13 protein-coding genes, 1 tRNA gene and 1 pseudogene are annotated in these 21,572 nt (G+C 53.5%); 9 read left to right on the top strand and 6 right to left on the bottom strand.

The window, feature by feature from the left end; genetic code table 11:
• Positions 1-18: 18 nt before the first annotated feature.
• From VCU37_RS05680 to VCU37_RS05670, 3 genes are read left to right on the top strand one after another with little or no spacing between them, the layout of a single operon-like run.
• Positions 19-2,160 (top strand): prolyl oligopeptidase family serine peptidase, encoded by a 2,142-nt coding sequence (locus VCU37_RS05680; protein WP_336249667.1) that lies wholly within the window; start codon positions 19-21, stop codon positions 2,158-2,160.
• Positions 2,160-3,167: an NAD-dependent epimerase/dehydratase family protein gene (locus VCU37_RS05675; RefSeq protein WP_336249666.1), complete on the top strand. Its 1,008-nt coding sequence runs from the start codon at positions 2,160-2,162 to the stop codon at positions 3,165-3,167. The genes VCU37_RS05680 and VCU37_RS05675 overlap by 1 nt, the downstream gene beginning before the upstream one ends.
• Positions 3,168-3,190: 23 nt before the next feature.
• Complete coding sequence (locus tag VCU37_RS05670) at positions 3,191-3,637, top strand: GatB/YqeY domain-containing protein (protein WP_336249665.1); 447 nt, start codon at positions 3,191-3,193, stop codon at positions 3,635-3,637.
• A gap of 692 nt (positions 3,638-4,329) precedes the next feature.
• Here VCU37_RS05670 and VCU37_RS05665 read toward each other — a convergent pair.
• The gene (locus VCU37_RS05665; protein ID WP_336249664.1) at positions 4,330-5,115 is read right to left on the bottom strand and encodes an alpha/beta fold hydrolase; all 786 of its coding nucleotides are present in this window, start codon (positions 5,113-5,115) and stop codon (positions 4,330-4,332) included.
• A 679-nt stretch (positions 5,116-5,794) separates the two neighbouring features.
• Between VCU37_RS05665 and ychF the strand changes: the two genes are divergently transcribed.
• From ychF to VCU37_RS05640, 5 genes are all read left to right on the top strand, one after another.
• The gene (ychF, locus tag VCU37_RS05660) at positions 5,795-6,889 is read left to right on the top strand and encodes a redox-regulated ATPase YchF (RefSeq protein ID WP_336249663.1); all 1,095 of its coding nucleotides are present in this window, start codon (positions 5,795-5,797) and stop codon (positions 6,887-6,889) included.
• Between the two features lie 8 nt (positions 6,890-6,897).
• The gene (gene glgX, locus VCU37_RS05655) at positions 6,898-9,033 is read left to right on the top strand and encodes a glycogen debranching protein GlgX (protein WP_336249662.1); all 2,136 of its coding nucleotides are present in this window, start codon (positions 6,898-6,900) and stop codon (positions 9,031-9,033) included.
• A gap of 58 nt (positions 9,034-9,091) precedes the next feature.
• A tRNA-Val gene (locus tag VCU37_RS05650) sits at positions 9,092-9,167 on the top strand.
• A 286-nt stretch (positions 9,168-9,453) separates the two neighbouring features.
• Entirely contained in the window at positions 9,454-10,695 is a 1,242-nt protein-coding gene (locus VCU37_RS05645; RefSeq protein WP_336249661.1) for a cell wall-binding repeat-containing protein, read from the top strand.
• A 154-nt stretch (positions 10,696-10,849) separates the two neighbouring features.
• On the top strand, positions 10,850-11,644 hold the full coding sequence (locus VCU37_RS05640; protein WP_336249660.1) for a glutaminyl-peptide cyclotransferase: 795 nt from the start codon (positions 10,850-10,852) through the stop codon (positions 11,642-11,644).
• A gap of 80 nt (positions 11,645-11,724) precedes the next feature.
• Here VCU37_RS05640 and VCU37_RS05635 read toward each other — a convergent pair whose 3' ends face one another.
• From VCU37_RS05635 to VCU37_RS09340, 5 genes and pseudogenes are all read right to left on the bottom strand, one after another.
• The gene (locus VCU37_RS05635) at positions 11,725-13,956 is read right to left on the bottom strand and encodes a cell wall-binding repeat-containing protein (protein ID WP_336249659.1); all 2,232 of its coding nucleotides are present in this window, start codon (positions 13,954-13,956) and stop codon (positions 11,725-11,727) included.
• Between the two features lie 164 nt (positions 13,957-14,120).
• Positions 14,121-16,796 carry an aconitate hydratase AcnA gene (gene acnA, locus VCU37_RS05630; RefSeq protein WP_418896464.1) on the bottom strand — a complete coding sequence of 892 codons (2,676 nt, stop codon included), beginning with the start codon at positions 16,794-16,796 and terminating at the stop codon, positions 14,121-14,123.
• 82 nt (positions 16,797-16,878) lie between these two features.
• On the bottom strand, positions 16,879-17,487 hold the full coding sequence (locus VCU37_RS05625; RefSeq protein WP_336249657.1) for a riboflavin synthase: 609 nt from the start codon (positions 17,485-17,487) through the stop codon (positions 16,879-16,881).
• Between the two features lie 42 nt (positions 17,488-17,529).
• The gene (gene tyrS, locus VCU37_RS05620; protein WP_336249656.1) at positions 17,530-18,825 is read right to left on the bottom strand and encodes a tyrosine--tRNA ligase; all 1,296 of its coding nucleotides are present in this window, start codon (positions 18,823-18,825) and stop codon (positions 17,530-17,532) included.
• 433 nt (positions 18,826-19,258) lie between these two features.
• Positions 19,259-19,741 (bottom strand): annotated as a pseudogene (locus VCU37_RS09340) (alpha/beta hydrolase fold domain-containing protein); the annotation flags it as partial.
• A gap of 191 nt (positions 19,742-19,932) precedes the next feature.
• Between VCU37_RS09340 and VCU37_RS05610 the strand changes: the two are divergent.
• On the top strand, positions 19,933-21,282 hold the full coding sequence (locus tag VCU37_RS05610; protein WP_336249654.1) for a Na+/H+ antiporter family protein: 1,350 nt from the start codon (positions 19,933-19,935) through the stop codon (positions 21,280-21,282).
• The last annotated feature ends 290 nt before the right edge of the window (positions 21,283-21,572 follow it).

The raw sequence follows: 21,572 nt of genomic DNA, 5'->3' as shown, positions 1-21,572 counted from the left end.
GTTTCACATTGAGGTGTGATGATGATTCATCTAGCTGATCTTCCAGCCAAGGTTGCGCGGTCACTGACCTTCTCACTTGGCCATCCTCGTTCCTTCTCCATCACTCCATCAGGGGTATTCTTTTTACGCAGCCCTGCCGGAGAAGATCCCGTGCACGACCTGTGGCATCTTCCGATCACTGAAGACGGGTTTGGAACGGCCTACTGCCTGGTTGACGCCCATAAGGGTGATGCCATCAAGATCAGTGCTGAAGAAGCTGCTCGTCGCGAACGGGTACGTGAACGCGCCCAAGGTATTGTGGCCTACTCCGTCGATCAGGAAGGTAGCACATGCGCATTTACCTGGGGTGACGGGGTTGGTATTGTCACGGTTGAACCTGATGCCACCATTCATACCGTGCCCACCCCTGGGGTAATGGCCCAACCCACCTTGAGCCCTGATGGCCGGTATGTTGCCGGGGTGATTGACGGGGCCCTGTGGTGTGTGGACATCAATGGTGGTGGCGCACAGTGTTTGGCCCGAGAAGATGGCAAGGTGACATGGGGGTTGCCCGACTTTATTGCCGCCGAAGAAATGGGGCGTCAACAGGGCTTTTGGTGGTCACCAGAGAGCACTTGTCTTTGTGTCGCACGGGTGGATAACACCGCCTTGGGTGATTGGTGGATCAGTGCACCCGTTGATCCTGAACGCCCAAGTACCCCCATGCCCTATCCTCCCGCAGGTGGAACGAATGCCAGCATAAGCTTGTGGACGGTTACCCTTGACGGCAACCGTCAGACACTTGATGTGCACGTCGGGCCAGACCATCCATTTGAATATCTCGCCAGCGTGCAGTGGCTCGATGCTGACCGGCTCGTGGTTTCGATACAAACCCGCGACCAACAGCACGTACAAACCCTCGTGGTGCCCACAACCGGCGCGCCGGTCCACGTGCTCGATGACAACACACAACAGCCCTACGTTGAGTTACTTCCTGGGCTCCCCCATGCCTTCCGTGATGATGCCGGAGAGATTCAACTGCTCACCACACGCATTGTGGACAACCATCGGGTACTAGCCCTTAACGGGCAGCCTCTGAATGATACTTACCATGATTGGACCTTACTTGGGGTAAGTGGGGTGTTTACCGATGGCCGCGTTCGCGTTGGGGTGAATGGGATTCCGGCTGAGTCCCCTTGGCTTAACACCGCAGCCCTCCTTGATGCTAATGGTGCAACGGCTTATCCAGGCACCCTCATTGCAGGGCGTGGTCCCGCAGGTGAAGTGATCGCAGTGGTGCGCGAAACCTCATTAGATGGGCCACCAATCACACGAATAATCAGGGTAGACCACCCCGAAACCCCATCGGTTACGTTGGATTCGTTTGCCATGCCGCTGCCAGAAACGGGGGTATCCCTCTATGGCCCGATGCACGGGCCAGGGCGTAGCCGTTCACTGTTGCTTGTGCCTGGTGATTGGACCCCAAGCAAAGGGCCGTTACCCGTTCTGGTCAGCTCCTATGGCGGTCCCCATTTCCGTGCGGTCACAACCGATCGCACTCGCCTCTATGAAGAAGTGTTCTTTTGTGCCCAAGGCTATGCGGTGATTATGACCGATGGGCTTGGGGCACCTGGTGGTGGGGTGGACGGTGAATATGCGATTGTGAAGCATCTGGCGGCCACCGTGCAAAGTCAGGTTGATGCGATTGATGGTATTGATGCCAAGTTCCCTGGCCTTCTCGACCGAGAGCGCATTGCGATTCGCGGGTGGAGCTATGGCGGGTATTTATCGGCACGAGCCGTACTTGAACGCCCCGATGTCTTTAAGGCTGGGATTGCCGGTGCGCCGGTCACCGATTGGCGCCTCTATGACACGCACTACACCGAACGGTATCTCGGGAACCCCAATGACGACCCAGCAGCCTATGAAGCCGAAGCATTGGCACAAATCGCTACCCACGTTGATCCTGCCACGTGGTGTTCACGGCTCTTACTCATTCACGGACTAGCTGATGACAATGTGGTGATGGCCCATACCTTACGCTTGAGTGCATCACTGCTCGCCCAAGGGTTACCCCATGAGGTGCTACCGCTCAGTGATGTCACCCACTTCACCCCATCAGTGACGATCAATACGAATATGAAACTTCACCAACTCGACTTCCTCCGTCGGAACCTGTGATGCGCGCACTCATCACCCGTGCCACGGGCGCGCTGTCGTCAACGATTACATCGCGTCTACTCAGTCAGGGCTGGCATGTCCAGGGTGTTGACGTATTGGCCAGTGAATCAACCGAGCCTGATTGGATCTACGTTGCCGATATTACGATGCCTGGCACATGGGAAGGGCTATTAGACGGGGTAGACCTGGTGATCCATGTGGTGTCGTCCAGTCGTGAAACGGGTGATGTTCAGGCCAAATGGGATACCAACGTCCTGGGAACCCAACGGCTCTTTGAAGCAGCCCGTCGGGCCGCAGTCAAACGGGCTGTTTTGGTATCAAATACGAATGTGCTTGGCCCGTTTGTCCGTGATGGCGCCGACGAGGATTACTTAGGCTCCACAGGGGGCAATATTTTTTCTGAAGTGCTGTTGGCAGCAGAACACCGTGCCCTGCAAGCAGCTGCGCTTGGGTTACCGGTTACGATTGTGCGCCCATCGGATATGTATGGGCCTGGGGTACCGCTGTGGACGACGCGTGTTCTTGATTTATTGGCCGTCAAACAGTTCAAGCTACCCCACGGGGGGAAGGGTATGGTACGCCCGACCTATATCACTGATGTCGCGGATGGGGTGATTACGGCGGCAACCCATGACAATGGTTCAGGTGGCATCTTTAACCTGGTCGGCCCCCAAGCGTTGAGCACCGAAGCATTTTTCCGCCCCTATGCCCGACTCGCCGGAGTGAAACTAGAGAAACATGCCCGTTTTGTGGGTCGGCCGCTGGCTGCCACCGTAGGCGCGATGAACAAGGCGCTCGGCCTTCCCGGTGAGCTGGCCAGTGATGCGATGGCCTTCCTGACACGCCCAGGTACCCCATCAGGTGAGCGTGCCGCAGCAGTGTTGGACTGGCAGGCAACGATAACGCCTGAGATGGGCTTTGCGGCCATCGCTGACTGGGTTCGGCGCGGTAAACCCAACGTCACGCTGAGCCGTCCGTTAGCAACACCCCTGCCTAAACCAGTCTGAGCCGATGTCCTATCATTGGGATTATGAGTTTAGAAACGCAGATTCCTGAAGATTTAAAAACGGCGATGAAAGCCAAAGATAAGGTGCGGGTGAATACGTTACGCGCGGTCTTGTCTGGCATTAAATATCTGCGTGCCGAGGGTGGGCACGATGAGATCAGCGATGATGACGTGATTGGGATTGTGAATCGTGAGGTCAAAAAGCGCCGCGATTCTATTGAGATGTATGAATCCAATGGCCGCCCCGAATTGGCCGAAAATGAACAGGCCGAGGTCGCCATTTTGATGGAGTACCTGCCTGCCCAGCTCACCGAAGAAGAAATCCGCCAGATCGTGACTGACACCATTGCCGAGGTTGGTGCCACTAGCCCCGCTGATAAAGGCAAACTCATGGGTGCTCTCATGCCCAAGGTCAAGGGTAAGGCCGACGGTAAAGCCGTCAACACCCTGGTCAGCGAGCTATTAAGCTAGCCCATTTCACCCGATCTAGCTCCCCCTCCAACGCTATTTGCCGGCACCAGCATGTACCCAGCCACAGCAAGGCGAAGGGTTTGGCCCGGACTAAAGCAGCTCGTAGGCATGCCCCATTCATAGGTTGCCTAAGTCCATACGCATACGGACCATTCAGGCCCAACCATTAGGATAATGAAAGATACCAAGCAAAACATTGCAAACGAAGCCATATCTGAGAGTCAGAAGTACAACTAGCCGTACTTCCATAATCACAGCTAACGATCAGTTTATTAACACTACTTTGATGCAGGGTGTCCGAGGAGATGTTGTTGAGCATAAAGAAGCGACTAACCATTATCCTGGTTTACATTATTTCTAATTTGTTACTCTTTGGCATTATTAATTTACTATTTGACGGAGCGTTTCAAAGCTGGCAAATCTGGATGAATTTGACCTTCACATTAGTAATTGGCGGCATGGTGCTCGCCTGGGCGCTTGATAAGCAAAAGGACACGAAACGATCTGTCTAATCCTGCTGGGGTTCTCGCCAGTTGTCATGTAACACCAGCATGTACCCGGACAGATTAAGAAGGGTGGTTTCGCCGACTAAGGGATGGGGTTTGGAGCAAGATTCCGGTCTAAACCCCGCACCTTATACGTACAGCCCGATTGGAACAGGCTGAGGAAGTATGCCGGTTGGTCGACGTGCGTTATCCCAAAGCTGGCTCAAAATCTTCGGTGAGTTCCCAGTTGGGTACGAAGTGTTTGTCGTTTCGTTCTAAGAAATCCATCAAAATAGCATTAAATAGGTCTGAACGTAACATCTGTACATCGTGGCCCCCAGCTGGGATCACACATACATCGGCGTGGGTCCACATCTCGCGCAAAGCCGTGTGGTGGGTGCGATCCACGGCGCGGTCACGATCCCCGCGCATCACCATGGTGGGCACTTTGAGCCGACTGATCGGTTCGAGGTCAACCTTCACTTCTAACGAACCGGCTGAGTCTCGTATGAGGACATCCCGCCATGCATCGGGGCCGCCTTGTGGAAAGTGCCGCCGACTCATCCCCCGTACAAAGAGTGGATTGGCACGGGCGAATGAATCAGGGTGGAAGTGTTTACGCCATTTTTGGAGCGCGGCATTGTCATCGATGCTCACGCCGATAAGGACAAGCCCGAGTACCAGAGGGTGAGTGCGTTCATCTTGAAGCATGCCGAGTAGCGTATGGCCACCCATCGAAAAACCGACGCAGACCATAGGGCCTTTCGCTTCTAAGAGTTCAACAACCGCATCAATCAACACCTGTCGGTTATAGGTTTCAGGGTCATCCAACACGCTTTCCCCGTGCCCAGGAAGGTCGGGGATATAGAGGCGGTATCCCGCTTCAGAAAAAGGTTTGATTTGCCGTTTCCAATGGGATTCACCCGTCCCGGTACCGCCGTGCAAGAATAAGAGAGGCACCCCGCTTTCGGGGCCATAGGTGGTCATATACATGGCGCCCAAGTTTACTACCTAGTCGCCGGGTCTTTGTCTATCTTTCTAGTCGCCGGGTCTTTCTCTATCTTTCGTAGCGGGGCATACGATGGGAACATAACTATTGCTAGCGCAATGATGTATAGAAATTCTCTTGGAATGTTATCTATACCCATCTGCCAAAGGACGGTATGTGCAATGATCAACAAAGCAGCAACAACCCGTTGAGGGAAACTGGGGTTCCAAAACATAACTGACTCCACTCATTAAACCCTTGATTGGGTTCGAATTGTGCTGCAGATACTGAAGTAGCAATCGGAGCAGCTAAGGTGAGAGAGAGAGAGAGAGAATGCCTGCCATCATCACTTTAACAGTAGGAATCATTTTTGATTTACCTTTCAACTTCGTTGTTGATATTGTATCCAATTGATGGACACAACGTGGAACATAGCTAAAGCGTGACCCCCATTCAAACAGCATAAGCTATCTGGTAACTATCGTTATCTCATTGCTATACATACTGTTCGAACGTTACTTTTCTTACGTATGGTCAACTAGCAGAATTGATGACACCCCACGCGTCACACGATGTGCAAGCGTTGTAACCGGCACACAAACCCTTTACTCCCCAGGTGATACCTGGCTGGAATACGTACCTATCTATGGTCGAGAGACGAACTGGGCTGGCATACTGTTGCCCATGGCACTTCAAGTAGGCATCGTCGGACTTCCCAATGTTGGCAAATCAACCCTCTTTAACGCGGTGAGTGCGGCAGGGGCTGAGGCAGCCAACTATCCCTTCGCAACAATTGACCCCAATGTGGGGATGGTGTCGGTGCCGGATGACCGCCTCGATACCCTCGTGCGGTTGTCGAATGCAGCGAAAAAGATTCCGACCACGGTTGAGTTTGTGGACATCGCCGGGTTGGTGAAGGGCGCCAGCCAGGGTGAGGGGCTGGGTAACCAGTTTTTAAACCATATCCAGGCTGTGGATGCGATTGTGCATGTGGTGCGCTGTTTTGAGTCCACAGACATCGTGCACGTTGAAGGCAGTGTTGACCCGCTGCGTGATATCGAGATTATTGACACCGAATTGGTGCTTAAAGATCTAGAAGCGTGCGAAAAGCGTCTTGACCGCGCCCAACGTACGGCAAAAAGCGGCGACAAAGACGCCAAGCGAGCCGTAGAGATCTTAACGAGGCTTGTGGCCCATCTCGGTGACGGTAAGGCCGCCCGTGAATTCACGGTACCGGAAGAAGACGCCAAGGTATTTAGTGATTTAACGTTATTAACCGCAAAACCCGTGCTCTTTGCGTGCAATGTGACCGAGGATGACGCGGCAACCGGGAATGCGTATGTCGAGCAAGTACGCAGCTACGCGGCACCGTTGGGTGCTGATGTGGTTGTTATTTCTGCCGAAGCGGAAGCCCAAATCAGTGAACTTGACGATGATGAACGCGCAGAGTTTCTGGCTGATTTGGGGTTGGAACGCTCAGGTTTAGACCGACTTATTACGGCGGCCTATCACGTTCTTGGGCTCTTGACATTCTTTACGGCTGGTGAGAAGGAAGCGCGTGCCTGGACCGTGACGGCTGGATCCACGGCACCGGTTGCGGCAGGAAAAATCCATTCTGATATTCAACGCGGCTTCATTCGCGCTAATGTCATTTCATATGCCGATTATGTAGCATGCGAAGGCGAAGCCGGTGCGAAAGCAAAAGGCAAAATGCGCCAGGAAGGCAAGGAATATATCGTCAAAGATGGCGACGTTATTCATTTCTTACATAACACCTAAATGCATTTATGACTAGAGAGAACACTGCTCCCCATGAACAGCCGCATTGGCCAGGCCGGGCGTATCCCATCGGAGCACACTTTGACGGAATAGGCACCAATTTCTCCCTATTCTCAGCCCATGCTGAACGCGTTGAGCTGTGCCTCTTTGATGAACACGGCCAAGAAGAACGCGTACCGTTTGACGAGGTGATGGGGTATCTCTGGCATGCCTACCTACCCGAGGTTGGGCCTGGCCAGCGCTATGGGTATCGGGTGTATGGGCCATGGGACCCCGCGTCAGGGAAACGGTTTAATGAACATAAACTCGTTATTGACCCCTACGCCTTCGCCATAGAGGGGCCAATCGTTGATGAAGGCCCCATTTACAGTTATAACTTTGAACATACCGACGAAAAAGACACTGAAGATAGCGCACCGTTCGTGCCTAAGAGTGTTGTCATTAATCCGTATTTTGACTGGGGTGCCGATCGCCAGCTCGACATTCCTACCGAAGATACGGTTATTTATGAAATTAATGTCAAAGGATTCACCCAAACCCACCCAGATATTCCTGAACACCTGCGTGGAACCTATGCCGGGTTGGCGAGCGAACCGGCGGTTGCACACTTAAAAGAGCTTGGGATTACCGCCGTCGAGTTGATGCCGGTGCATCATTTCATGCATCCAGCACACCTATTGCGTCATGGGTTACGCAACTATTGGGGATATGATTCTATAGGCTACTTTGCACCACATGCAGAGTATGCGGCCAGTAAACGTATTGGGGGTCAGGTTCAAGAGTTCAAACAGATGGTGAAAACCCTCCATGCCAATGGGATTGAAGTGATCCTTGATGTGGTTTATAACCACACCGCTGAGGGTAACCATATGGGTCCAACCGTCAGTTTTAAAGGCATTGACAATGAGTCCTATTACCGGCTGATTGATGGTGACCGCCGCTATTACATGGATTACACAGGTACAGGCAACAGCCTGAATGTGCAAAGCCCGTTCGTCCTGCAACTCATTATGGACTCCTTGCGCTATTGGATTAATGAGATGCACATTGACGGGTTCCGGTTTGATTTAGCCTCAACGTTGGCCCGTGAACTCCATGAAGTGGATAAGTTATCTAGTTTCTTTGACATCATTCAACAAGACCCCCAAATATCGCAGGCAAAACTTATTGCTGAACCCTGGGATATTGGTGAAGGTGGCTACCAAGTCGGTAATTTCCCACCGGTGTGGAGTGAATGGAACGGACGCTACCGCGATACCGTACGCGACTTCTGGCGTGGTGAACCAGCCACCCTCGGTGAGTTTGCGCAGCGCTTTACCGGTTCGAGTGATCTCTACCAGTCTGAAACCCGTCGACCGTCAGCCTCGATTAACTTTGTGACTGCCCACGATGGATTCACCTTACGTGACTTGGTGAGTTACAACTACAAGCACAACGAAGCCAACGGTGAAGAGAACCGTGATGGTACGGACGATAACCGCTCATGGAACTGTGGCGTTGAGGGGCCAACGGACGACCCAACGATCAATGCGCTCCGGGCACGCCAACAACGCAACTTCCTCGCCACCTTGCTGTTGAGCCAAGGGGTGCCCATGATTGTGGGTGGTGATGAACTGGGGCGCACCCAACAAGGCAATAACAACGGGTATGCCCAAGACAATGAACTGAGTTGGTTCAACTGGGATGCGGTTGATACCGACCTCTTGATGTTTACCAGTCAGTTGTTATCGTTCCGGTCGAACCACCCCACCTTCCGACGTCGCCGCTGGTTCGAGGGGCGCAATATCTTTGGGTCAGATCTCCTCGATATCGGGTGGTACAACATCAACGGCAACCAGATGACTGAAGAGGACTGGGCACAGGGCTACGCGAAAACGATGACCCTGTTTTTAAACGGTGAAGGTATCCGCCGCCCCGGTGATCACGGTCAAAAACTCTACGACGATGACATCGTCATCGTGTTTAACGCCAGTGAACAAGATCTGTCGTTCACGATGCCAGACGTTTTGATGAGTTCAGACTGGCACAAGGTGATGGACACGGCCCAAGGGTGGTTAGACGAACCTCCTGCCTATGACACCGACGAGCGAACGGTGGTGGCGCGTTCAACACAGGTTTGGACCCGTCCAATCGAAAAGTTCTAATCCATTTGCCTGGCATGGTTGACCTTCGCCAGCAGATGACTATACTGACGAAACCTTCGGGCGGTTAGCTCAGCTGGGAGAGCGTCTGGTCGACAACCAGGAGGTCACAGGTTCGAAACCTGTACCGCCCACCACATACGAATAACGTTACTGAACCAACACCCACCAACCCCTCTGAGGCTGGTGGGTTTTTTAGTGAAGAAAACTACAACCAGTAGTTGTTTTATTACAAATAAACGTATCCCATTTCAGTTGGCCTAGTGCCCATTACCTGTATTAGTTTCATTGGCATGCACAACTGCATACGGGCTACAAATGCGTAGCCCCCTCCCCGTTAACACAAAACTATGTTATTGAATTAATTTCAATTAATAGGTTTTCGTATCTATCTGTTTACTAAACAGGTACATAGGAGTTTTTATGCCCGTTTTGTTACCAAAGTTCCGTTATCTCCTTACCGCACTCTTGGTCGCATCACCTCTGGTTACCTCGCCTTCATTGGTCAATGCCCAAACCCCAACGGCAAGTCCTAGCCAGAGCCCAAGCACCGCGCCCACAACACCCCCCTCACCACCGGCAGCACCAAGTGATAACGCACCTAGCACACAGGTCCCTGAAGATATCCAAAAGCCACGGACCAACCATGCCATCAGTACGAAGCGGTACGCCGGAAATGACCGCTATGGCACCGCAATCGCCATCAGCAACACCCTCTATCGCGATCACAGCCAAGACACCATCTTGTTAGCGTCAGGCGAGCAATTCCCCGACGCGATCACCGCGGCAAACCTCTTTACATCCGGCCACCCCAACCCCGTGCTCTTAACCCCACACAACAAACTCACCCCCGAGGTAGAAACCGAACTCAAACGCCTCGCCAAACCCAACACCACCATCACCATCATTGGTGGTGAACAGGCCCTCTCCCCCGAACTCGAAACCACCATCACAACCCTCGGCTTCAAAACCACCCGACTCAGCGGACCCACCCGCATCGAGACGGCACTCAAGATTGCATCGGAATCCGAGACTAAACGCGAGGCTCATGACGTTGTGGTTACTCCGGCAAATGATGTGATGCTCTCGCTTGTTGGGGCCTCTTATGCGCTACGGTCCAACGCCGTTCACCTCCTTGCTGGTACCGCGATAGAGCAGCAGCGACTCGTCGCCAATCACATCCAGACGCGAGCTCCTCAACAGTCAACCAGCCTTGGCAATATTGAGCACATCTTTTCACCAAACGCAACCGTTGATGCCATTCACGGTGATAACCCCTTAACCTTTCAAACAGCCAGTTGTTATAACAACCCCTTTTGCATCCAACCCATAACCGTTGCACCACCTGGCCCTGAGGCACAAACCATTACTGAAAAGATGCTGTATTCACGATTCGGGCCAGTTGAGCACCTTGTTGTCGTTGCCGGTGACAGCGGTGTGGACGGCATCGCAGCCACCCAACTCGCCGCAACATACAACGCCCCGATCATCCCGCTCTATAAAGACAAGCCAAACCAGACGGAAACATCACGAAGCCGCTATGCGTCAGTCATCAAGTTCCTCGGCCGGATGAATCGTACGATCCACGTGGTTGGTGGTGAATCTGTCCTCCCCAAATCCTGGGAATCAGAACTGAAAACCAACCTCGAATACGACCTCAACTAACGCACACTAACCCCGCTCAACCCGATGTTCCTTCCGGGTTGAGTGGGGAATACCAGCGCTGTATATATCGCTCTGGCCAGGTAGAGCTCCCGTCCCAACCGGTATGCCCGTATGGGTATTCAACATCCAGAGGGGTACGGTCTAGACTCAACCTATGGATTTGCGCGTTTTTGTTTCAGCCTTAGCAATCAGCCTGGGCGCCTGTGCTGCAGCCCCCCAACCAGGTATCCATGTGCGGCACGAGCGGCCCCACGATGCCCAATCCTTCAGCCAAGGGCTTGAAATGCACGGTGACCGTCTCTTTGAAAGCCGTGGCCTGGTTGGAGAAAGCGCGATCACCGAACTCAACCCAGCAGACGGAACCGTTAAAAAGCGTGTGAACCTCCCGCCAGATCAGTTTGGAGAAGGGCTCACCATCGTTGATGACGAGATTGTCCAACTCACCTGGCAACACGGCATTGCCCACCGGTGGACCCTTGACCTTGAACCTATCGGCCAATACACCTACACCGGTGAAGGGTGGGGATTGTGTTGGGATGGTAAGCAGTTTGTGATGAGTGACGGGAGTGACCAGCTCACGTTCAGAGACCGTGACTTTAACGAAACAGGCCATGTCAACGTCCGTCAAGATGGGCAACCGCTCACCCAATTGAATGAACTTGAATGTGCAAACGGCCAGGTCTATGCAAACGTCTGGCACCAAAACACCATTGTGCGCATCGACCCGGCAACCGGCGATGTCACCAATAGCTATGACCTCACCGCATGGATACCCCAGGGCCTCGGTCAAGAACAAGTCCTTAACGGTATTGCCAAACAACCGAATGGTGCGTGGCTCATTACCGGCAAACAATGGCCCATCATGCTTGATGCAACGATCGTCGAGCCTGACCTTGACCTATCCGGCCTCCAAGGGTTTCAGTACTGGTCACCCATCCGCTATTCCTAAACACCCACAACCACACCAAGCAAGAACAAGATTGACCCGTCATGAAGACGGGCCAATTATCACACCAACGGCAGGTACGTCTAGCGTTTGGTGAGTGCCGTGACCTTGGCACATACCGGCGCATCTGCCACACACAGCACCTTATTTGCAGGCGTCTGTGCGATCGCCGCCTGTGTGGAATCAGGGATCACATCACCAAGGGTCAACACGATGGGAGCGTTCAAGTCGCTCGCCAACCCAGCTAACGGGAATCCTGATTGCCAGGCATCCTCACGCTGCCCATCAATAACAATCAGATGATCGTGGGTACCAAATGCCTCACGAATGGCCGTAGCTGTCTCAGCACGACTCGCCCCAGCTATCCGACCAGGTGTGCGGGCGGTGTATTTGGCAAGTTGATCTTGTACCGATGTATGCAGTGCGGCTGGTCCACCCACCAGGGTTACTTCGCGGCCCTGAACGGCTGTGCCAACCCCAGGTGACAGCGTTTGCGTATCGCTTAACAACACCGGTGTATTGGTGCGGGCTGCTAGAGCACCAAGGGCCAACGAGTCAGCCCACGTGCGTGACTCCACCCCGTTATCACCAAAGGCACGGGCAAGATACCGTTTGCCGGCATCGGCAGAGTCTGCCACCTTGGCAATAGCCAGAGCGGTTTCAATACGGTTGGCCCCAGCAATCCGTCGCGTTGACATATTTGCGCGTTGGAGCGCCGTTTGCACGGCAGGGCTGATGGCGCTTGGACCACCAAGAATCCACACCTCGCTGATACCCTCACGCTGCAATTCACGCAGGACGGCCAGTTCTAACTGGTCCGATTTGGTGAGGAATAGCGGATAGTCACGTTGCAGTGGTCCACTAGCCAAGGCATCAGCCATCACCTGTTCACTGGCCAATAACGCCACCCGTTGCTGGGCTAAAACAGGCTTGCCTTCTTGAGTGCGCAGGTGAGCACGTTGGCGGGCAACCCCAATCGCAAGGTCAGAACCCTGGCTCGGGTTCGTCCCTCCAATAGCCCATACGCTCGGGATTGTGCGCTGGGCTTCAGCAGCTGGTCCCACAGCTGGCACTTGGCCGAGGACAGCCCCATCGCCGCTATAGGAGGGAATATGATCTCGTGCAGGTGCTTCGGGTGTGGGATCTGGTGTAGGTGCCACCGGTGGCACAACCGGGGGTACTGGAGCCTGAGGGGGTTGGGGTACCGAAGGGGGCGGAGCCACTGGTGGTACAGGCTGACTGGGTGGTGGAACGGCTGGAGGTGGAACAGGAGCCGGAGGTGTACTTGGTTGCGGCATTGGGGCGGCCTCACGTGGCGGCGTTAAGGGCACACTAGGGAGCCGATCCCCTGCCTTGGGGTTTGCCTGCATAACAGCTTCAACCCACGGGCGTACATAGGACAAACTCGTGTACCACACGGTTGCCCGACCACAGACATCTTCTTCAAAGACGATGTCATCACCCCTTCTGGTCCGATGATGACTGACCAACCCGACTTGGACACGAGTTCCGTTTCGTTCAACATAAATCGGGCCGCCGCTATCCCCATAACAACTATTGGGCAGGCGGTATTCACTCCCGTGAACATCAGCATCAAGGGGAACATTGTGATAATGCACGGGATACTGGGCGCACAACTGCACGTGAGACTTGCACTCTTGCAAGATCGGGACATCGGCACGCCGGAGTTGCTTGTAGTCAGCGACGTAGTGCCCGCCGATTGGGATATTTGGGTAGCGCTGCCATGCGTGTACACCACGCCCTACAACCGTTGCCATACCTGCACGTGGAATGGGTTCACCCGTTTCCGCAAGGTTTGTAACCGGAAGCGTTTTACCTGATGGGACATGAATTGGGTTTCTTGTTCGCACCAGGGCAACGTCGTATTGCCCTTTTGTACCGCCCCCAGCGGCGTAATCGCGTGCGAACTCTGGATGGGGGAACTGCCCGTCAGTTGAGTAACTGTGCTGGACAGCCTTACCCTGCTGGTCCTCTTCAAAATAGGTAATGACTGTGGCCGGTGTTGATGGATCACTATCTTCAAAACAATGGGCCGCGGTTAAAATCCAATGCTCGTTCAGGATAGTGCCCCCACAAGAGGCGTAGGCTCCCTGATCCGTTCTGATCGATAAGCGTACGACCTCGGGAAAGTCGCTTGCTTCGATAGGCGTACCATTCACAATGGAAAATGAGGCTTGTCCATTTGGGGCCGCATGAACTGGAACGGGGGTCAGCCCGAGCGCACTCGTCATGATGAGCGCACCAAGCCGGTTGGTACGAATACCCAAACCCACAATGACCTTCTTTCTGTTCATCTCAATCAGTAGGTCCACAATTGTTATCTTCGTTCGCCGTATTGCTTGTCTTGAGGCAAGACAATTAACCTTTGGTCAACCTGCAATCTCATGGCAGGTCACCACACAGACCAACACACCACCAGGCTGGTTCTTGGGTGTCTTGAGGTGGTGTGAGATCGTTGTTAGGAGGCTGCTAGCTGCCGCAAAACGGTGTGTAAAATGCCACCGTTTCGGTAATAGGTTTGTTCATTGGGCGTGTCGATTCGTACGTCCACAACAAAGGTCACCACGGTGCCGTCAGCTTGGGTGGCACGAACTGAGAGTTCACTTGGAACCTGATCTTGGTTGGCAATACCGGTGAAATCAAATACCTCAGTACCGTCAAGTCCAAAGGTGTCCAGGTCGTCACCAGCTTTAAATTGCATGGGCAAAATGCCCATCCCGATGAGGTTTGATCGGTGAATACGTTCGTAGCTCTTGGCGATCACTGCACGCACCCCAAGGAGGTTGGGGCCTTTGGCTGCCCAGTCACGGCTAGACCCAGAACCGTACTGCTCACCCGCGATTACAAGCAACGGGGTATGTGCAGCTCGATAGCGTTCAGATGCCTCAAAAATCGTGGTTTGTTCACCAGATGGCAGATGAATCGTAAAGCCACCCTCGGTACCTGGTGCGAGCTCATTGCGCAGACGGATATTAGCGAAGGTGCCGCGCATCATAACCTCATGGTTACCACGGCGAGAGCCATACGAGTTGAAGTCCTTGCGTTCCACGCCATGCGCCGTCAACCACTGACCTGCCGGGCTGTCTTGGGCAATGGCCCCTGCAGGGCTGATATGGTCCGTGGTGACGCTATCACCGACCTTCACGAGGACACGTGCCCCCATGATGTCTGCCAAGGGCGCAGGTTGGGCGGGCATATCATCAAAGAATGTGGGTTTAGCGATATAGGTCGACTCATCGGACCAGGCGAACCGATCACCACCACTGACGGTTATCCCTTGCCAGGCTTCATCACCGGTAAAGACGTCGTTATAGGTATCAATAAACTGTTGACGCCCTAATGAGGTATTGATGACCGCCTCAATTTCGTCATTCGTTGGCCACACATCTGCCAAGAACACGTCGTTGCCCTCGTGGTCTTGGCCGATTGGATCGCGGGTTAAATCAATGTCGGTCGTGCCTGCCAGCGCATACGCAACCACAAGCGGTGGACTCATCAAAAAGTTCATCTTGGTATCGGGACTGATACGGCCCTCAAAATTGCGGTTCCCACTCAGGACCGCGGCCACCGCAAGATCATGCTCATTAATAGCCTGTGAAATGGTGTCTTCTAACGGCCCAGAGTTCCCGATACACGTGGTGCACCCATACCCCACCACGTCGAACCCAATGGCACTTAAATCATCAAGTAAACCGGCTTTTTGATAATAATCCGTCACAACCTTAGAACCCGGTGCGAGAGAGGTTTTAACCCACGGCTTTCGGGTCAACCCAAGGGCATGAGCTTTGCGCGCCACAAGCCCGGCAGCCATCATGACCGAGGGGTTGGATGTGTTCGTACAACTCGTAATGGCGGCAATCACCACATCCCCATGGCCAAGGTCTACCGATCCAGACCCATTGAGTGAAACCGGCACACTGGAATCGTCCTGCGCTTCATAGTCAGCTCGAACCGCGTGAATCGTTTGTTTTGCCTCATCGAGTGGAATGCGTTGTTGTGGCAGCTTCGGGCCACTGATACTGGGTACAACCGTCGACAAATCAAGGGTCAACGTATCGGTATAAGCCGGACGAGCCGCGGGGTCATGCCAGAGGCCGTTTGCTTTGGCATAGGCTTCAACCATGGCGATATGCGCCTCATCTCGCCCAGTTAAATGCAAATAATCAAGGGTTTTTTCGTCTATCGGGAAAATAGAAATCGTCGACCCAAACTCCGGACTCATATTGCCAATGGTTGCCCGGTTCGAGACCGGGACATTGGCCACACTTTCTCCAAAGAACTCCACGAATTTCCCAACAACTCCACGTTGGCGCAAAAGCTCAGTGACCGTCAGCACTAGGTCGGTAGCGGTCGCCCCGTCGGGGAGTTCGCCGGTGAGTTCGACCCCAATAACCTCGGGAATCAGCATAGAAATCGGTTGGCCAAGCATGGCGGCTTCGGCTTCAATGCCGCCAACACCCCACCCAACAACCCCGAGCCCATTAATCATCGGGGTATGACTATCAGTGCCAACCAACGTGTCAGGATAGATTTGGTCGGTTGCATCAAAGACCACTTGTCCAAGGAATTCCAAGTTCACTTGGTGCACAATGCCCGTATTCGGTGGCACCACTGAAAAGTTATTAAACGCCGTTTGTCCCCAGCGCAAGAATTCATAGCGTTCCGTATTGCGTCTAAACTCAATCTGCGCATTGAGCTTGAATGCATCGGCCACCGCGTATTTATCCACTTGAATGGAGTGGTCAATCACCAAGTCAACAGGGACAAGTGGATTAATGCGTTGTGGGTCGCCGCCCAAGGCAGCCAATGCATCACGCATCACCGCAAGGTCAACAACGGCAGGTACCCCCGTAAAGTCCTGTAGTAACACCCGTGCCGGGGTAAACAAGATTTCCTGTTCACCAACTTTGGTGCCGTCATAGTGTGCGAGTGCCTGAATATGGGCATCAGTCACATTTTCACCATCACGATTACGTGCCACGTTTTCTAGCAGAATTCGAATGGCGTAGGGCAATCGGTTTAGGTCAACACCTAGTTTGGTGATATCGGTGTAGCGCACACGTCGGCTACCTACCGTCAGCGTGGATGAGAAATCTTGGTGCACGGGAGCCTCCTCTGTTGTGGAAACGCCCATGCTACGGGCTACGTGGGGAAAACCACCGAGGTTTAGCCAAACACACTTAGGTAACCCTTAGTCACTTTGGATCAAGAATTTGTTAATCCGCTTTTGTCTCAATGAGGCGAAGCATGTACCGGGCAAGCAGGTCTGCTTCCATATTGACTCGGTCACCTACAGCCAATAGGCCATGGGTTGTCGTCGCAAGGGTGTGGGGAATAAACCCAATGCTGATGACCGTACCAGAAGGCTGATCATCAACATCAATGATCGTAAGACTCGTACCATTGATCGTAATAGAGCCCTTTGGTGCTACGAGACGTTTGATAGTGTCTGGAACACGAAAGAATATCGTTTTCCATCCATCATTTTCTCGAATATCACGTACTTCACCAATCCCGTCTACATGACCACTCACCATATGCCCACCCATTTGTGTGGTTGGACGAAGGGAACACTCAATATTGACCCGGTCTCCAGGCTGCAAGGCTCCAATCGTTGTTTTGGCTACCGTTTCACCCATCACCTCAAAAGAAACTGTGGCATCGGTGCGTTCAATCACAGTCAGGCAGCATCCAGCGATACAGACAGAATCACCGATGGTGACATCACTGGGTATGGCCTCATTAGAAAGGGTGAGGGTACACAGGGACTCATCACCTGAAAGGTGCTGTACCGTCGCCATTCCACTGACAATACCGGTAAACATATCGCCTCCAATGACACTGACTTATGGAGGACCTTACTCCAGTCACACCAGCGTGGCTAAGAAATGCCGTTTCTTCCCAACCCGGATAATGATGATGGCATCTGCGGTTACATCATCGGTATCTACCGGCCGGTCAGCTTGGGTAACCACGCGGTTATTGAGGCGAACTGCTCCTTGGCCAATGAGTCGTTTTGCCTCTGATTGGCTCGCGCATGCTCCGGCTTCAACGAGGAACTTAGAGATAGGTGTTTCACCGGCAAGTACGTCAGAAGAAACCTCAACCGTGGGTGCTTCTGCAAAAGCTTCACGCACGATCGCAGCCGGCAGGTCGGTAAAGGGTTCGGCCCCAAACAGCACCTCTGTGGTTTTTATCGCAGAAGTCAATCCGTCTTCACCGTGCACAATACGGGTAGCTTCTGCAGCCAATCGTTTCTGCCCCTCTCGTAGATGTGGCGCTTCACCGTGCTTAGCCACAATCTCGTCAATTTCATCGAGTTCGAGGAAGGTAAAGATCTTTAAGAAGCGTTCGACATCGGCATCAGCCGCATTGATCCAGAACTGGTAGTACCCGTAGGGGCTGGTCTTTTCACGGTCTAGCCAGACCGCGTTGCCAGCACTTTTACCGAATTTCACACCAGCGGCGGTCGTCAGGAGCGGCCAGGTGAGCCCGAATGCCTTGGGATGGTCAGGACCAGCCATCTTCCCAATAAGGTCCGTTCCGGCCGTGATATTGCCCCACTGATCACTGCCACCACCTTGGAGGCGAGCACCTTCGTGTTTATAGAGATGCCAAAAATCCCAGGCTTGAAGGAGCTGGTAGCTGAACTCCGTGTAGGTCAGACCCTGCTCACGCGTTTCAAGACGTTTACGTACACTCTCTCGGCTAATCATCTGATTAACGCTGAAATGCGGACCAATGACTCGGAGCGCATCCATAAAGGAGAATGACCGCATCCAGTCGTAGTTGTCGACAAGTAACCCACGTTCAGGCGTTGAAAAATCGAGGAAGAACGCGAGCTGGGTACGAATAGCCGCCAAGTTGCGTTCAAGGGTCGCTTCATCAAGCAGTTGGCGTTCAACGTCACGACCTGACGGGTCACCGACACGCCCGGTTGCCCCTCCCGCCAGGGCGATGGCACGGTGACCGAGGCGTTGGAGGTGCGCCATTGCCATGATCCCCACCAGGTTCCCGGCATGGAGGCTATCGGCTGTCGGGTCAAACCCCACATAGAACGTCACCGGCCCCGCTGCGAAGGCATCACGTAGGCCCGCTTCATCGGTGCAGTCATACACAAGACCGCGGGCGGTAAGAACATCAAAGGCATTGAGCGTTGACATAATTCCTCAATAGAGATAGGCGGGTGTGACCGTGAAGTAATCACAGTGCAGGATAAACGACTTAGCGCACCGTATCGGTAGGTAGGTTGACCATCGCCCCGAAGGCATGGACAAGTCCGGCAATCGCGCCTTCGATAATCGGATGATCCTTGGTAGCCAAGACCGATTCAGCCCCGTCAATATTCACACTGATACCCAACACGTTATGGTCATCAATGGCGACGAGACGGGTAAAGACGTCTTCACTGGCATCAGCCCCAGGGTGGCGAGCGGATGCCGATACGAGGACTGGAAACGCCAACGTATGCATCTCGTCGAGCGCGGCTTTTGCATCGGCTAGGGCTGGCCACGCGCTGACGAGACGGGCAATGTCGTTGCCGTGAACTAGCCCCCCATCGAGGGAAATGTCAACCATTGCAGGTTCAGTGATCGGGTCAAAGAGATGAACCCCTTTCACGGTCCATGGTTGGGCGAGTTCCCCGTCAAGGGTCGGGGACGCAGCCAATCGGTTTGCGGCTTCAAGGGCAAGGGACGCACCCACATCAATCCCAACAAAAGCCACTTGGGTACTCAGTGTGGTACGAATCAGCGGTGCATTATCCGCATGGCGTACAGCCGTTAATACCGCTTGCACATTGGCTTCAAAGGTTGCCTGGTCATTGAGGATGTCAACGCTCATCACCACGGCGGGCAAATCACAGTACCGTTTGGCCAGTGCATCGTGCGTATCACCATTGCCAAGTTGGCCATAACCACCACGAACAAAGATGACAACACCAGGGGGGTCGCCAAAGGCGTTTGTGCGTGGGCGATGAATACGCAGCCACGTGCCATTGATATTCACTTCTTCTCGACTGGTTTGCCGTTGTGGTACCTGCGCATCATTCAGGCGCTCCAAAATGGCATTCAGATACATACGGCGAGCGGTATCGGGGTCTGGATCCAATGTCAACGTGGTGAGGTCGTGTGCCATAGGGGGCCATACTAAGCGAGGAATCGGTCTTCACTCGAAGCCCAAGATGAAAATAGCCCAACTTGTTTTCCGCGAAGTGTTCTGAGGCCGGTAGCATACGTTTTTTTAATCGAACTGAAGGGTTCTGCATACGAATGAATGCCGTTTTATTAGCTGTCCTTGTCATGCTGATCTTGGCCATGTTGCGTATGCATGTCGTGCTGGCTTTGCTCTTTGGTGCCATTATCGGTGGGTTATCTGCTGGTCTTGGGGTTGAGGCCACGCTGGAAAGTTTTAGTGAAGGGATGAAAGGCGGTGCCGGTATCGCATTGAGCTATGTGCTCTTAGGGTCCTTTGCTGCAGCGATCGCCCATTCAGGTGTTCCCCGTGTCTTCGCAAATACGATCATTTCACGTTTAGACCAAGCAGAAGAACGCCACGCTGATCGTGTGGAAACCGTTGTCCGTCGCGGTATTTTGGGGGCGTTGGTTGTGATGGCCATACTCAGCCAGAACCTTATCCCTATTCACATAGCGTTTATCCCTATTTTGGTTCCCCCCCTGCTCGGTCTCGCAACCCGACTGGGCATTGACCGTCGTGCTATGGCTTGCGCGATGACGTTTGGTCTCGTCACCACCTATATGTTCTTACCCATTGGGTTTGGCAACATCTTCTTAAACGAAATCTTGTTGTCCAATATCCAATCCTCGGGGCTTAATACCGAAGGGGTCAACGTCATGGGGGCAATGGCCATTCCGGCCCTCGGCATGATGGGCGGCTTGGTGATTGCCTTGTTGGTCTCGTATCGGAAGCCACGAACCTATCGTGATATGGCGACTAACCCGTCTGAACAAGACGTTGAGGAGCACGCCGCAGCAGAAGCCTACCGCCCTATGAACGGGATTGTTGCTGGAATCGCCATCGTCGTGGCGTTCGCCGTGCAGTTGATGACGGATTCCATGCTCGTGGGGGCTCTACTTGGGTTCATCGTGTTTGTGATTGGCCAAGTGATCCATTGGAAAGAGATGGACCGCGTCTTCAATCGTGGGCTCACCATGATGGCCGGTATCGGGTTCATCATGATTACCGCCCAAGGCTTCGCGCAAGTGATGAAAGATACGGGGCATATTGAGCCTCTCGTTGAGACAGTGACCAACCTCTTTGGTAATAACACCGCTATTGCCGCTTTGGCCATGCTCGTGGTCGGACTGGTCATCACTATGGGTATCGGTTCATCGTTTTCGACACTACCAATTATTGCGGCAATCTATGTGCCCTTATGTATCAGTTTGGGATTCAGTCCTCTCGCCACCGTCGCCATCATCGGCACTGCCGGTGCGCTTGGTGATGCGGGTAGCCCTGCATCAGATTCAACCTTAGGCCCTACGGCAGGGTTAAATATGGATGGGCAGCACGACCACATCAAAGACACCGTCATTCCAACCTTCTTGCACTTTAACTTGCCGCTTTTGGTTGCCGGTTGGGTTGCCGCCATGGTGCTCTAATCTCGTTTGTGGTCTGGCCACACCCCAACACCACGCATCAAACATCGGGAGCCATCCCGGTGTCTTTTCCATTGCACTATACCCCCTGGGGTATATGCTGTTGTGCAATCTACTTACAAAGGGGCTGCTTCTCATGTGCCGACCAGCAACATGCGCGACATGCAAAAAGACAACGTGGACTGGCTGTGGACAACATATTGACCAGGTAAAAGCCAGTGTGCCTCGTAACCAGTGGTGTACCTGCAAACCACAAGACCGCAAACCCGAGGGCCTCTTTAGCCGTCTACTTG

Source organism: Stomatohabitans albus (assembly GCF_036336025.1).
GTDB lineage: Bacteria > Actinomycetota > Nitriliruptoria > Euzebyales > Euzebyaceae > Stomatohabitans > Stomatohabitans albus.
The sequence above is the reverse complement of the archived record's forward strand: the minus strand, read 5'-3'. Positions and strand labels throughout refer to the sequence as shown.

What these genes read in the sequence shown, in the direction of transcription:
- VCU37_RS05640 (WP_336249660.1), top strand. Translation starts at nt 10,850, where the DNA reads ATGGATTTGCGCGTTTTTGTTTCAGCCTTAGCAATCAGCCTGGGCGCC.
- VCU37_RS05635 (WP_336249659.1), bottom strand. Translation starts at nt 13,956, where the DNA reads ATGAACAGAAAGAAGGTCATTGTGGGTTTGGGTATTCGTACCAACCGG.
- VCU37_RS05680 (WP_336249667.1), top strand. Translation starts at nt 19, where the DNA reads ATGATGATTCATCTAGCTGATCTTCCAGCCAAGGTTGCGCGGTCACTG.
- VCU37_RS05625 (WP_336249657.1), bottom strand. Translation starts at nt 17,487, where the DNA reads ATGTTTACCGGTATTGTCAGTGGAATGGCGACGGTACAGCACCTTTCA.
- VCU37_RS05670 (WP_336249665.1), top strand. Translation starts at nt 3,191, where the DNA reads ATGAGTTTAGAAACGCAGATTCCTGAAGATTTAAAAACGGCGATGAAA.
- acnA (WP_418896464.1), bottom strand. Translation starts at nt 16,796, where the DNA reads ATGGGCGTTTCCACAACAGAGGAGGCTCCCGTGCACCAAGATTTCTCA.
- tyrS (WP_336249656.1), bottom strand. Translation starts at nt 18,825, where the DNA reads ATGTCAACGCTCAATGCCTTTGATGTTCTTACCGCCCGCGGTCTTGTG.
- VCU37_RS05610 (WP_336249654.1), top strand. Translation starts at nt 19,933, where the DNA reads ATGAATGCCGTTTTATTAGCTGTCCTTGTCATGCTGATCTTGGCCATG.
- ychF (WP_336249663.1), top strand. Translation starts at nt 5,795, where the DNA reads ATGGCACTTCAAGTAGGCATCGTCGGACTTCCCAATGTTGGCAAATCA.
- VCU37_RS05645 (WP_336249661.1), top strand. Translation starts at nt 9,454, where the DNA reads ATGCCCGTTTTGTTACCAAAGTTCCGTTATCTCCTTACCGCACTCTTG.
- VCU37_RS05665 (WP_336249664.1), bottom strand. Translation starts at nt 5,115, where the DNA reads ATGTATATGACCACCTATGGCCCCGAAAGCGGGGTGCCTCTCTTATTC.
- glgX (WP_336249662.1), top strand. Translation starts at nt 6,898, where the DNA reads ATGACTAGAGAGAACACTGCTCCCCATGAACAGCCGCATTGGCCAGGC.
- VCU37_RS05675 (WP_336249666.1), top strand. Translation starts at nt 2,160, where the DNA reads ATGCGCGCACTCATCACCCGTGCCACGGGCGCGCTGTCGTCAACGATT.